At 69.2% G+C, this 13,957-nt stretch carries 8 protein-coding genes; 4 read left to right on the forward strand and 4 right to left on the reverse strand.

Annotated features, from left to right (window positions below):
• The first annotated feature begins 136 nt into the window (after positions 1-136).
• A complete protein-coding gene (locus ASF94_RS15415) occupies positions 137-1,894 on the forward strand; it encodes a diguanylate cyclase (protein ID WP_056668282.1) in 1,758 nt (585 codons plus the stop codon).
• 69 nt (positions 1,895-1,963) lie between these two features.
• On the opposite strand, the gene ASF94_RS15420 is transcribed toward ASF94_RS15415, so the two are convergent.
• Positions 1,964-2,788, reverse strand: a complete 825-nt coding sequence (locus ASF94_RS15420; RefSeq protein ID WP_056668284.1) for an undecaprenyl-diphosphate phosphatase — start codon at positions 2,786-2,788, stop codon at positions 1,964-1,966.
• A 278-nt stretch (positions 2,789-3,066) separates the two neighbouring features.
• Between ASF94_RS15420 and ASF94_RS15425 the strand changes: the two genes are divergently transcribed.
• From ASF94_RS15425 to ASF94_RS15435, 3 genes are all read left to right on the forward strand, one after another.
• Positions 3,067-3,663 (forward strand): DUF6622 family protein, encoded by a 597-nt coding sequence (locus tag ASF94_RS15425; protein ID WP_056668287.1) that lies wholly within the window; start codon positions 3,067-3,069, stop codon positions 3,661-3,663.
• A gap of 150 nt (positions 3,664-3,813) precedes the next feature.
• A complete protein-coding gene (locus ASF94_RS15430; RefSeq protein WP_056668290.1) occupies positions 3,814-4,959 on the forward strand; it encodes a sensor histidine kinase in 1,146 nt (381 codons plus the stop codon).
• Positions 4,932-5,912 (forward strand): LytTR family DNA-binding domain-containing protein, encoded by a 981-nt coding sequence (locus tag ASF94_RS15435; RefSeq protein WP_056668293.1) that lies wholly within the window; start codon positions 4,932-4,934, stop codon positions 5,910-5,912. Before ASF94_RS15430 ends, ASF94_RS15435 begins: the two co-directional genes overlap by 28 nt.
• A gap of 46 nt (positions 5,913-5,958) precedes the next feature.
• Here the strand turns inward: ASF94_RS15435 and ASF94_RS15440 are convergent, their stop codons facing one another.
• The 3 genes from ASF94_RS15440 to ASF94_RS15450 form a co-directional block, all read right to left on the reverse strand.
• Positions 5,959-7,152: an FAD-dependent monooxygenase gene (locus ASF94_RS15440; RefSeq protein WP_056668807.1), complete on the reverse strand. Its 1,194-nt coding sequence runs from the start codon at positions 7,150-7,152 to the stop codon at positions 5,959-5,961.
• 82 nt (positions 7,153-7,234) lie between these two features.
• The gene (locus ASF94_RS20920) at positions 7,235-10,540 is read right to left on the reverse strand and encodes an EAL domain-containing protein (RefSeq protein ID WP_082493335.1); all 3,306 of its coding nucleotides are present in this window, start codon (positions 10,538-10,540) and stop codon (positions 7,235-7,237) included.
• 220 nt (positions 10,541-10,760) lie between these two features.
• The gene (locus tag ASF94_RS15450; RefSeq protein ID WP_056668296.1) at positions 10,761-13,676 is read right to left on the reverse strand and encodes an aconitate hydratase; all 2,916 of its coding nucleotides are present in this window, start codon (positions 13,674-13,676) and stop codon (positions 10,761-10,763) included.
• Positions 13,677-13,957 lie beyond the last annotated feature (281 nt).

Raw genomic sequence — 13,957 nt, forward strand, 5'->3', positions numbered from 1 at the left:
CGCCGCACCCGCTCCCCTCGCTGACCGTCTCGCCATGCTGCCGCCGTCCCACCGCCTTCTTTGCCAGCGCCCATCCCGCGTCCCTCAGGGCGCCGCCGGGCGGCTGCGTTTTTCTGCGGCCCGCGCAGCCGGGGCCATGTGGGCGCTGGTATGGGCGCTGGTGCTGGCACTGGTCTGGGGCCTGCTGGCCAGCTCCACCGCGGCCGCCCAGCCGGTGCTGCAGCTGCAACCCGGTGCCGCGCCCTCCAATGCGTGGCCCTATCTCGCGATGCGGTCCGACCCGACCCGCGAACTCGGCGTGGCGGACATGCTGCAGCAGCCCGGGGCCTTCGGTCCGGTCGCCACGCCCGCGGGTTCGCTGGGCGTGCGGACCGACGCCGTCTGGCTGCGCATGGTGCTGCGCGCACCGGTCGTTCCAGCCGGTACATCCGTCACGTGGACGGTCAACATCGACTATCCCCTGCTGCATGAAATCGACGTCTATCTGGTGCACCAGAGCGCGGTGCTGCAGCAGGCGGCACTGGGCAATCTGCAGCCCGTGGAGGGCCGGGCACTGCGCTGGCGGACACCGGCACTGGACCTGGCTCTGGTGCCGGGGGCCGAGCACGAACTCTTCATCCGACTGCGTACCGGCGGCGGCATGATCGCGCCCATCCACATCGGCGACAAGCAGCAGCTCCATTCGGCGGGCTTGCGGGAACAGATGGTGCAGGGCCTCTTCGCGGGGCTCGCCTGCTGCCTGGTGGTCTACAGCCTGGCGCAGTGGATCACGCTGCGTCAGCGGCTGTTCGGCTACTACGCGCTGCTGGTGACGGGCAGCGCCGGCTTCTCGCTGCAGTTCTTCGGGGTGGGCGGGCAGTTCCTGTGGCCCGGCAATCTGTGGATGGAGCAGCACATCGGCGTGCTGCTGAGCAGCATGGCGGCCACGGCCTCTTTCCTGTTCATGGGCCACGTGCTGCAGCAGCTGCAGCCGGGTTCGCGCATCCTGCGGCTCATGCGGGCCGGGGCCTGCGTCACCGCGGCGTGCGGGCTGGCCTTCCTGCTCGACATCCTCTCGACCCGCGGCGCGATGATGGTGCTGAGCGTGCTGGGCCCGCTGCCCTCCATCATCAGCGTGCCGGCCGCGCTGCGGCTCATGGCCCGGCGCGACCCGCTGGGCGGCACGCTGCTGACGGCCTGGGGCATCTATCTGCTCGGCGCCGTCGCACTGGGCCTGCTGGTGCAGGGCCGCCTGCCGGCGAACGGCTGGACGATGCACCTCTTCCAGATCAGCTCGGCCATCGACATGCTGCTCTTCATGCGCATGCTGGGGCTGCGAACGGCGGAGCTTCGGCTGGAGGCGACACGCGTGCAGCGTGAACGCGACGCCCTGCGGTCGCTGGCGCACAGCGACCCGCTGACCGATCTGCCCAATCGGCGCGGGCTCGATATCGCACTGAACGCTGCGCTGCCCAAGGCACGGCCGGGCGGGCTGCTGGCGGTGTACGTCCTCGATCTGGACGGCTTCAAGCCGGTGAACGACCGCTACGGCCACGACGTGGGCGACCGGCTGCTGGTCGCCGTGACCGCCCGCCTGCGTGAACACCTGCGGCATGCCGACACCGTGGCCCGCATCGGTGGCGACGAATTCGTGGTCATGGCGGGCGAGCTGCCCGACGCAGACCATGCGCAGGACTGGGGGAACCGGCTGCTGAATGCGTTCCGCCAGCCCTTCAGCGTGGGGCCGGATGAGATCCGGGTCGGCCTGACCATCGGCTACGCGCTGGCCCCCACCGACGCGCACGACGCGGCGACGCTCATCAAGCTGGCCGACGCCGCGATGTACCACGGCAAGCAGAGCGGCCGGTTCTGCGTGCGCCGCAACACCGGCGACCTGGCGCTTTCTTCGAGCTGAGCCCCACGCGGCGGGGCACGCGGGCCGCGCCGAGGCAGGCGAACGGCAAGCCGCGCGCCGGGGGAAGGCTCAGTCGACCCAGGCGACCGCGCCGCTCCATGCCGTCCACAGCACGATCACACCGAAGACGATGCGGTAGTACGCGAACGGCACGAAGCTGTGCGTGCTGATGTAGCGCAGCAGCCAGCGCACGCACACCAGCGCGCTGAGGAAGGCGAAGACCAGCCCGGTGAGAAAGAGCGGCAGGTCGGCCCAGGCCAGCAGATGGCGCTCCTTGACCAGGCTGTAGACACCGGCGCCGATCAGCGTCGGAATCGCCAGGAAGAACGAGAAGTCTGTGGCGGCCTTGCGCGACAGCCCCAGCAGCATCCCGCCGATGATGGTGGCGCCGCTGCGGCTGGTGCCCGGCACCATGGCCAGGCACTGCACCAGTCCCACCTTCAGCGCGTCGAGCATGGTCATGTCATCCACCGACTCCACGCGAATGGCGGTACGGGGGCGCTTCTCGGCCCAGAGGATGATGAAGCCGCCGATGATGAAGGTGCTGGCCACCACCGTGGGAATGAAGAGGTGGGCCTTGATGGCCTTGCCCACCAGCAGCGCCAGCACCACCGCCGGGAGGAAGCCGATCAGCACGTTGAGCGCGAAGCGCTGCGCCTGCCGCTGGGTGGGCAGCGCCACCAGCGTGGCGCGGATCTTCTGCCAGTAGACGAGGATGACCGCGAAGATCGCACCGGTCTGGATGGCGATGTCGAAGACCTTGGCCTTCTCGTCGTCGAAGCCGAGCAGCGCGCCGGCGAGGATGAGGTGGCCCGTGGAGGAGACGGGAAGAAACTCGGTCAAGCCTTCGACCACGCCCATAGCGGCGGCCTTCAGCAGCAAAACAATATCCACGGAAATCTCTGCGTCAGTTCCAAACCCGGGAATTATGTGCGCTCGCCATGACAGGGCTGCACGCCGCGGCAGATGTTCAGGCTTTTTTGCCGGGCACCCGAGCGCGCGGGGCGGCCGGGCCACTGGCCCCCCACGCGCCGGGGCGCCCCGGCTGGCGCCACCCGGCGGCGATTCGCGCTCGCGCCCCCCCGTTCCGTCGCAACCGCCTGGCCGGCCGGGCCAAGCTGATCGACAGTGCGCCACCGCCCTGCCGTTGCAGGGCATCGAAGGACGCCGCCATGCTGCTCGATCTGATGATGCATCACCCCGAAGCCCTGACCCGGCTGGTGCGGGGCACGCCGCGCAGCGTCTGGCTGCTGCTGGCCGGGCTGCTCGCCTGGGGCATTGCGCAACGCCGCCCGCGCAGCGTCAGCCTGCGCCGCTCGGTAGCGCTGCCGCTGGGCATGGCGGCGCTGGGCGCCTGGGGCGTGGTGACGGTGGCGCGGCCGGCGGGCATGGTCTGGCTGCCATTGGCGCTGTGGCTGGCGGCCGCCGCCATCAGCGCCGGGCTGCTGTGGCTGCGGCGCCCGCGCGCGACAGCCGGCACCCGTTACGACCCCGTCCTGCGGCGCTTCGATCTGCCGGGCAGCATGACGCCGCTGCTGTTGATCCTCGCGCTGTTCAGCCTGAAATACGCCGTGGGCCTGGAGAGTGCGCTGAACGCGCACCCAGGCACCGGCTTCGTGCTGGCCGTGGCGATCGCGTACGGCCTGGGCACGGGGTGCTTCCTGGTGCGGGCGTTGCGCCTCTGGCGCCTGACGCTGGAGCAGCGTGCGCAACCCGCCGCAGTCCCGTTGCGTGACGCGCCTTTGCCCCTCCGCCGGGAGGCGCATTGACGGCGTAAGCGGCGCGCGCCCATCCATGGGCCGCACAGCAACCCCAACGGCAACCGCAACCGACTCCGACACCGACACCCGCGCCAACCACCGCACAATCCTCCCGCTGGCACACCCGTCCAGCGCCACCGCCCCCACTCACCATCCGCCATGCAGCCCCAGCACCGATCCGAACTCCTGCGTCACGGCGTCTTCGTGGTGGCGTGCTCCGTGCTCATCGCGACCGGCCTCGCGCTGGTGGGCCACGGCCCGCTGGACGAAACCCTGGCCTATTCGCTTCCCATCGGCGTAGTCAGCTGGCTCAGCATCGACCTGGGGCGCATGTGGTTCTCGCGCCGCCGTGCGATTCCCTGGCCTGGCGGTGGCCGCGGCCTGCAAGGCTGGCTGCTGGTGGCGGCGGGCTCCGCGTTCGGGTATTGCGTCGGCATGGCGCTGGGCAGCTGGTACAGCGGCCGCCCGCTGCACCTGACCAGCTTCGCCTCCCCACTCATGCTGACCTCCCCGCTGGTCATCACCGTCCTCGCCAGCGCAGGCTTGTCCTTCTTCTTCTACAGCCAGGGCAAGGCACGCTTTCTCATCGCCAGCGTGGCGCAGGCCCAGCGGGACGCCGCCGAGGCCCGGCTGGCGCTGCTGCAGTCGCAGCTGGAACCGCACATGCTCTTCAACACCCTGGCGAACCTGCGCGTGCTGGTGGCGAGCGACCCCCAGCGTGCCCAGGCCATGCTGGACCACCTCATCGACTACCTGCGCGCCACGCTGGTGGCATCGCGCTCGACGGTGCATTCGCTGGCCGAGGAGTTCGCGCGCCTGAACGATTACCTGGAGTTGATGGCCGTCCGGATGGGCCCCCGGCTGTCGTTCACGCTCGATCTGCCCACGGCGCTGGAGGCCGTGCCGGTGCCGCCGCTGCTGTTGCAGCCGCTGGTGGAAAACGCCATCCGGCACGGACTGGAGCCGGTGCTGGTGGGTGGCCGCATCGCCGTGCGGGCCCGTCTGGTCGATGCCACCGCCGAGCTGCCGCCACGTCTGGAGCTGACCGTGGAGGACGACGGCGCCGGCCTGCCGCCCGGCTGGACGCAGCCGGCCCCCGCCGCGTCGCCCAGCGCCGGCAGCTCCTTCGGTCTGGCACAGGTGCGCGAGCGCCTGGCCACGCTCTACGGCGCGCATGGCGCTATTGAACTAATAGCAAACATCGCAGGCGGAACCAGCGCCAAAGCCGTATTTCCCTTGAATTCAGCGGCGGCCCGCCCGCTGCAGGACTTGCCCGCATGCCCACTGAACCACCCCGCGCACTGATTGCCGAAGACGAACCGCTGCTGGCCGAGGCGCTGCACCAGGAACTGGCGCGCGCCTGGCCTGAACTGCAGGTGCTGGCCACGGTGGGCGACGGGCAGTCCGCCGTGCGTAAGGCGCTCGCCTTGCAGCCCGACGTATTGTTCTTCGACATCCGCATGCCCGTGCTGGACGGCCTCGATGCGGCGCACGAACTGGCCGACGCGTGGCCGGAGACGGGGGCTGCCTTCCCCGCCCTGGTGTTCGTCACCGCCTACGACCAATACGCCGTGCAGGCCTTCGAAGCGCAAGCCATCGACTATGTGCTCAAGCCCGTCCAGCCCCAGCGGCTGCTCCGGACGGTCCAGCGCTTGCGGGCCGCCCTGTCGGCGCGCACTGCGCCCGCCGCGCGGTCCGGGGCCGGGGCGGCAGGCAGCGGGGATGCGTCCGGGGCCGCCGTTGCCGCAATGGCCGGGCCACCCGGAGCGTCCGCGACGGTGGCGCACTACGAGGACGACGCTGACGACAACGACAACGACGCCGGCACCCTGCAGGCCGTGCTGGCGCAGCTGCGCGCCTTGACCGCCCTTCCGCTGGGAGGGCGCGCGCCGATGCCGGCGCCGTCGCCACCCGCCGTGCCGGCCGGCGCTCCGCCGCTGCAGCTGCTGCAAGCCGGCATCGGCAACCAGATCCACCTGGTGCCGGTGCAGGAGGTGGTCTACTTCGAGGCGGCCGACAAATACGTGCGCGTGCTGACCGCCACACGCGAATACCTGGTGCGAACGCCGCTCAAGGAACTGGCCGCGCAGCTGGACGCGCAGCAGTTCTGGCAGATCCACCGCGGCACCGTGGTGCGCGCGGCGGCCATCGCCAGTGCCGTCCGCGACGAGGCCGGGCGGCTCCATGTGCAATTGCACGGCCGGCCCGAACGGCTGGCCGTGAGCCGGCTGTACGCGTCGCTGTTCAAGGCCATGTGAGCCCTGACAACGCAGTGTGGCGAAGGCTGGCGGGCGGACGCGGGCCTCAGTAGCCGTACAGCCAGGGCAGATCCAGCAGCCGCCCGCCCGCCAGGCGCAACGACCAGTCCCGCCCCCACCGCACCAGTCCCATCGCGTGGAAGATGCGGCCATTGCGGCGCGCTCTTTCCTGCACCCGCGCCACCCGGCGCCAGCGTTGCCGGGCGTAGTGCTGCAGCCGGTCGGCCACGGGCACGCCGGCGAGCGCCAGCGCGACCTGGAGCGCGGCAGCATCTTCGATGGCCATGCCCGCGCCCTGGGCCAGATAGGGCCGCATCGGGTGGGCGGCATCGCCGAGCAGGGCAACGCGGCCCCGGGCGATGTCGAGCGGGCCGCGCACGGGCGGGCGGTCGGACAGGGGCCAGAGCCGCCAGCCGGAGCCTGCCTGCGGCACTGCCCGCACCATCTCCTGCAACGCGGCACAGGTGCCGGCGAGGGCGGATTCCAGATCCGCCGCGTTGGCGGCGTGGTCCCAGCCCTCCAGGTTGGCGGGCGGCGTGCCGTGGCGGATGGCCACCACGTTCATCAGTTCGCCCCTGCGCAGCGGGTACTGCACCACGTGCAAGCGGGGCCCGAGCCAGGCGGTGACCCGTGCGGTGCGCAGCCCGGCCGGAAGATCGGCCTGGCGCACGACCGCCCGATAGGCCAGGTGCCCCGCGCTGCGGGTGGGCTCCGCGCCCAGCATCCGCGCACGCGTGACGCTGCGCAGCCCGTCGGCGCCGATGAGCAAATCGCCCGTCACGGCAACGCCGCTGGCGAGCGTGAGGGCGACGCCACCTTCGCTCTGCCGATGGTCTGCCACGGCATCGGCCAGATGCCATCGCAGGTCGGCCTGCGACTGCGCCGAGGCCAGTAGCAGCCCGTGGAGATCGGCCCGGTGGATGGTGGCGTAGGCGGCACCGTAGCGCGTCAGGATGTCGGCCCCCAGGGGCAGCGCGGCCAGTTCGGCGCCGGTCAGGGCACTGCGCACCTGCAGCCGATCGGGGAAAGCGGCAACGGCGTCCAGCGCGCCTTGCAGGCCCCAGTCGCGCAAGCGGCGCACCGCATTGGGCCCCAGCTGCACCCCGGCGCCGACTTCACCGAAGGCCGGCGCCTGCTCGAACAGGCGCACCGCGCATCCGGCGCGCGCGGCTCCGATGGCAGCGGCCAGGCCGCCGATGCCGCCCCCGGCGATGAGCACCGCCTGTGTGTTTTTCTGCATGCCGCTTTTCTGCATGCCGCGATTGTGCGGGCGGCCGCAGGCGCCCACCCCGAGCCTCGTCAAAGCGGAGGCACGCCGCGTCTCACGTGGGCGAGCCCAGCGCCGCTTCGAGCGCCTCGGCCGGCCCCGGGCGCCCGAACAGATAGCCCTGGAAGCCGTTGCAGCCGTGCAGCTTCAGGAAAGACAGCTGGCCCGTGGTCTCGACGCCCTCGGCCACCACGTTCAGGTCCAGGCTGTCGGCCAGCGCCAGGATGGTGCGCACGATGGCGGCGTCGTTCGGATCGGTCAGCACGTCGCGCACGAAACCCTGATCGATCTTGACCTGGTCGAGCGGCAGGCGCTTGAGGTAGCTGAGCGACGAGTAGCCGGTGCCGAAGTCGTCCAGCGAAAAGCCGACACCCCCGCTCTTGAGCTGGCTCATCCGTCCGATGGTGTCCTCGATGTCGCCCAGCAACATGCTTTCGGTCAATTCGAGCTTCAGGCGGCGCGGCTCGGCGCCAGTGTCGCGCAGCACATCGAGCACTTCACCCACGAAGCCGGGCTGACGGAACTGCCGCGCGCTGACGTTGACGGAGACGGTGAGGTGGCGCGTGTCCTCGCGCTGCGACCAGCGCACCAGCTGCTCGCACGCGGACTTCAGCACGAAGCGGCCCAGCGGAAGGATCAGCCCGGTCTGCTCGGCCAGGGGAATGAAATCCATCGGGCTGATCATTCCGCGCTCCGGGTGCGGCCAGCGCACCAGGGCCTCGGCACCGCTGATGCGCGTGCGGCCGTCCACGATGGGCTGGTAATGCACCCGCAGCTCCCCCCGGGCGAGGCCCTGGCGCAGATCGGCCTCCAGGTGCGAGCGGGCATTGGCCTGGGCCTGCATGTGCGGGTCGAAGAAACGCTGGGTATTGCGGCCGGCCGCCTTGGCCTGGTACATGGCCAGGTCGGCCCGTTTGAGCAGTTCGTCCACGCTGCAGGGCTGGTCGCCGAACAGCGTAATGCCGATGCTGGGCGTGCTGAAGTGCTGCTGGGCGCCGAGTTCGAAGGGCTCGTTCAGGCAGGCCAGCAGCTTATCGGCCACGCGCTCGGCCTGCGCCGCCGCATCGATGGTGGAGAGATCCAGGTCCTCCAGCATGACCACGAACTCATCGCCACCGAAGCGGGCCACCGTGTCGGTGGCCCCCACGCAGCCCACCAGCCGGTGCGCCACCTGCGCCAGGAGGCGGTCGCCCATGTCGTGCCCGAGGGTGTCGTTCAGGTCCTTGAAGTTGTCCAGGTCGATGAACAGCAGGGCCCCGGGCCGGCCATGGCGCTGCGAGGCGGCCGTGGCGCGTTGCAACCGGTCGAGCAGCAAACGGCGATTGGGCAGGCTGGTCAGCGCGTCGTAGAAAGCCAGGCGCTCGATCTCCTGCTCGGCACGCTTGCGGTCGGTGATGTCGCGGCACACGCCCAGCAGGCCGGTGACATGGCCCTGCGCGTCGCGGATCGGGGTCTTGATGGTTTCGAAGCAGCAGGTGCTTCCGCCGTCGGCCAGGGTGAGTTCTTCCTCGAACGCGAGCGGGTGCCCCGAGGCCATGGCGCGGGCATCGAGTTCGCGCATGCGCTGGGCCTCGGCGGCGGGCCAGACGGCTTCGTCGGTCTTCCCGAGGATCTCGCCCTCGGGCCGGCCGACCCAGCGCTCGAAGGCGGGGTTGGCCAGCAGGTAGCGGCCCTCGGCGTCCTTGAGCGACACCATGTCGGGGATGGAATTCACCAGAACCGCCAGACGGCTGCGCTGCTGATCCAGCTCGTACGCCATGCGGCGCTGCGCCGTCAGGTCGTAGGCGAAGCTGACCACGGCCACCACGCCGCCGTCCGGCCCGAATTCCGGCGCGAAGGTGGTGTGGCGAAACTGCGGGCCGTCGGCATAGTCGATGCGGTTCTCGAACACCGCTATGTGCCCGGACAACGCCTTCTGCAGATGCGGCATGGCCTGCGCCAGCACCACCGGCGGCAGCACGTCGCTCAGCAACTGGCCTTCCAGCGCGCCGACATCGGTGTGCAGCCACTGCGCCTGCAGGGGATTGACGTAGAGCAGCCGCAGGTCGGCGCCGATGCGGGCCACGCCACCCGGCAGGTTGCGCAGCAGCCCATCGAGCTGCGCGCCGCGCCGACGGGCGAGCAGTTCGTTTTCCCGCTGTTCGGTCACGTCGGTTGCCACGCCGTCCCAGATCACCCGGCCGTCGGGCAGCGCGCGCGGTGACGAGCTCATGCGGATCCAGCGCACCTCGCCGTCGGTACGGACCACCCGCACCACGTTGTCGCTCACGCCCATGGACGCGAAAGACTGCTCCTCCACCCGGTCGTTCAGGGTGCGATCCGCCGGCAGGATGCGGTCGTAGAGCAATGCCGGGTCGCGCAAGGCATCTTCGACGCGCACGCCTACCAGCCGCTCCACTGCCTCGCCCATGTAGATGAAACGCCGGCTTCCGTCGTGGTCGCGCATCAGCTGGTAGGTCACGCTGTCGGGCAGGTTGCGCCCCAGCAGGTGCAGCCGCACTTCGCTGTCGCGCAACTGGGCTTCCACCTCGCGCGCTCGCAGGAACGGCCGGCGAATGCCGGACACGTACATCGCCTGGAACAACAAGGCATAGGCGGTCACACGCAGCCCGTGGGACGCCAGATCGGCCACCCAGGGCCACCCGGTCGGCCACCGGGCCACCACACCGGCCAGCGCCAGCAAGGCGGCCGATCCGGCGAGCCAGCGGCTCTGCCCACCGTTCGCGGGCGCAGGCCGTCGCCAGAGCACCAGCGCCGCCAGCCCGAGACCCACCGTGCCAAGCCAGCCCAGGGCCACGCCGTGGAAAGGCTCGGACGCCAGCGCCAGCCGGACCGGCAGCCCGCCGGCACCCAACCAGGCCAGGCCCACGGACAGCAGCGCCGCGCCTGCCGCCCAGGCCGTGCAAGGCCCCCGCATGCGCAGGCCGAATGCATACATCAGCCACGCCAGGCTCTCCACCAGGCGGGCGCTGAGCCCATAGAACGCCGACGCGTCCTGCTGGCCCGGCGCCAACGCCGCGCCCACGGAAGCCTGCAGCAGCATGGCATGCAGAAAATTGCCGACAGCCGCCACGGCGAGGGCCCCCACCAGCAGGTGGGCCCGGCGGTCGGGTTCCGGATCGAGGGTGTGCAGCGCCAATGCCACGGACATCAGCCCGAGCAGCACCACCACGAGGTCGAGAAACAGCTCGACTCCGCCCAGGTTGTCGGCGCCCGACCCCGGCAGCCGCAGCATGTGGACCAGCAGAAACGCCGAGGCCAGGCCGATCACCACCACGGTCACCGCTGGCGCTCTGGGCAGTTGCGAGAGGGGCGGCTCGATCAGCTGCGGAGCAGGCGACCGTGGGTGCGGTTCACTCATGCGGGGAAGGTCCAGGCCGGCGAATACATGTCGTCACAAGTGTATAGACGGCAAGAGAGTACCGTCTATCGGCAAAAGCGCGGACTCGGCGCGGCTTCGAAGGCCAAGACTATCGCGGCATCCCGCCCGGCATGGGCCACCACCGAACGGCACCTCCAGCCGAGCCGGCATCACCAGCCGGCGGCAGATGCGGGCGCGCCGAAGCCGGCCGGCAGCGGGCTCAGCTCAGCAGTTGGCGCAACACATAGGGCAGGATGCCGCCTGCCCGGTAGTAGTCCACTTCGATGGGCGTGTCGATGCGCAAGGTGACTACCACTTCCTGGCGGGAGCCATCCGGCCGGTGGATCACCAGCCGGGCATCGCTCTGCGGGGTAAGCGCCGGGTCGGGCAGGACGTCGATCACTTCGCTGCCCTGCAGGCCCAGCTTCTCCCAGGAGTCGTCGCCCCGGAACTGCAATGGCAGCACGCCCATGCCGACCAGGTTGGAGCGGTGGATGCGTTCGAAACTGCGCGCGATCACCGCCTTGATGCCGAGCAGCTGCGTGCCCTTGGCGGCCCAGTCGCGGCTCGAACCCGTGCCGTACTCTTCCCCCGCAAAAATCACGGTGGGCGTTTCGTGCGCGATGTACTGCATGGCGGCATCGAAGATGAACATCTTGGTGCCTTGCAACGGCCCCTCGTTCTGGAACAGGGTGACTCCGCCCTCCTCCCGCGAGCCGTCTGCCAGCGGCGGAATCATCAGGTTCTTGATCCGCACGTTGGCGAAGGTGCCCCGCATCATCACGTCGTGATTGCCCCGGCGCGCGCCGTAGCTGTTGAAGTCCGCTTTCAGCACGCCGTGCTGCAGCAGCCATTGCCCAGCCGGCGATGTGTCCTTGATGGAACCCGCCGGGGAGATGTGGTCGGTGGTGATCGAGTCGCCAAACAAGGCCATGATGCGCGCACCCTGCACCGATTCAGCAGCTTTTTGGCCGCCAGCGCTTGACTGTCCTGCATCCCCTGCTATTGGATCAATAGCAAACTGGGCAAAGAACGGTGGCTCGGCGATGTAGGTACTGGCGGGCCAGACATAGGTGTCGCCTTCCACGCCCAGGATGTTGTTCCAGAGCGCGCCAGGCTCGGTCTTGACCTTGGCGTAATTCGCCTTGAACGCCTTGCCGTTCATGGCGAACTTCATCAGCGCCTGCACCTCGTCGCTCGACGGCCAGATATCGCCCAGATAGATATCCCGCCCGCCCCGGCCGCGCCCCACGGGCTCGGTCATCAGGTCGCGCAGCACCGTGCCAGCGATGGCATAGGCCACCACCAGCGGCGGGCTGGCCAGGAAGTTGGCCTTGATGTTCGGGTGGATGCGCGCCTCGAAGTTGCGGTTGCCCGACAGCACGGCCGCACACACCAGGTCGTTGCCGGTAATGGCCTCGTTCAGCTCGGGAGCCAGGTCGCCCGCGTTGCCGATGCACGTAGTGCATCCGTAGCCCGCCAGGGCGAACCCCAGCTTTTCGAGGTAGGGCATCAGGCCGGTTTCCGTCAGGTATTCCGTGACGATGCGTGACCCGGGGGCGAGCGACGTCTTGATGTGAGGCTGCACCTTCAAGCCCGCTTCGACGGCCTTCTTGGCCAACAGGCCCGCGGCCAGCAACACGCTCGGGTTCGACGTGTTGGTGCAACTGGTGATGGCGGCGATCAGCACATCGCCATTGCCGATGGTCGTGTCGGCGCCTTTTACCGGCACCCGGGCGGTGGCGTCCGAACGCTTCACCGCCAGCTTGGGCTTGTTCTGCTCCATCTCCACCAGGAAACGCGGACCGCCTTCCGGTGCCGGTTTCTCCTCTGGTGGCCGAGGCCGGGCTTCCTCGCCCCGGCGGTGGATGTGGTGCCGGGTGTGCAACAGCTCTGCAGGCCGGTTGAAGCCATTCTGGGCAGCAGGCTGCGAGAACAGCGAGGTGAACTGGCTGGCGACCTGGCCCAGCTCGATGCGGTCCTGCGGCCGCTTGGGGCCAGCGAGGCTGGGGGTGACATCGCCCAGGTCCAGGCGAACGACTTGCGAGTAGTCGATGTCGCCATCCTGGGGCACGCCGAACAGGCCCTGGGCCTTGAAGTAGCCCTCGAAGGCCTCGATCTCGGCCCGCGTGCGCCCCGTGCCCCTGAAATAGTCGATAGTCTTTTCGTCGACCGGGAAAAAGCCCATCGTCGCGCCATACTCCGGGGCCATGTTGCCGATGGTGGCGCGATCGGGAAGGGACAGCGTCCTCGTGCCTTCGCCGAAGAATTCGACGAATTTGCCCACTACCTTGTGCCTGCGCAGGATTTCCGTGACCGTGAGCACCAGGTCGGTGGCGGTGACACCCTCGCGCAGTCGCCCGGTCAATTCGAAACCGACCACGTCGGGCGTGAGAAAGTACACCGGCTGGCCCAGCATGGCGGCCTCGGCTTCGATCCCGCCCACACCCCAGGCGACCACACCGATGCCATTGATCATGGTGGTGTGACTGTCGGTGCCGACCAGCGTATCCGGGTAATAGACACCGCCCCGGCCCTGATGCACGCCCCGCGCGAGATATTCCAGATTAACCTGGTGCACGATGCCGAAACCCGGCGGAACCACGCCGAAGGTCGCGAAGGCCTGCATGCCCCATTTCATGAATTCGTAACGCTCGCGATTGCGCTGGAACTCGAGCTTCATATTCAGATCGAGGGCTTTCTTCGTGCCGTAATAGTCCACCATCACCGAATGGTCGACCACCAGATCCACGGGTACCAGCGGCTCGATCTTTTTGGGGTTCTTGCCCAACCGCTGCGCCGCACTGCGCATGGCGGCCAGATCGGCCAGCAAAGGCACGCCCGTAAAATCCTGCAACACCACCCGGGAAACCACAAAAGGGATTTCCTCGGTGCGTTGTCCATTGGCCTGCCATTGCGCCAATTGCTGCACGTGCCCCGCAGTCACTTTGCGGCCGTCGCAATTGCGCAGCACCGATTCCAGCACGATGCGAAGAGATACAGGCAAACGGGCGACCGACGGAAACTGCTCCGACAAAGCCGGGAGCGAATAAAACATTCCCTGCCGACCCGAAGCCGTTGTAAATGATTGCAAAGTTGCGGGAAACGCGTGTTCTGCGGAGGGGCTCGGGTTCATGGGACTCCTTGGGGCTAATCTTGGGGCTGATGCGGGCTTGTGGGCTACAGGTCGCCGCGGCGGTCAGCGCGGCGCTTTCGAACTGCTACTGGAGGTCCACCGCTGGAGATACGGTTTCCGTGGCCCGGCCCCCGCAGCGCTGGGTGAACGCACGTCGGAACACCCCGTCGCTGGCTCGGGGTACGGCCTGAACCCGCGCAACCCGGCAGCGATGCATGCGGGGGGATGCCGCGAAGCTGCCGGCGGCCACTTTCCAGTCGATTAGACATAGCTCGACATTC

Origin of the sequence: Acidovorax sp. Leaf160 (assembly GCF_001424265.1) — a bacterium.
Classification (GTDB): domain Bacteria; phylum Pseudomonadota; class Gammaproteobacteria; order Burkholderiales; family Burkholderiaceae_C; genus Paracidovorax.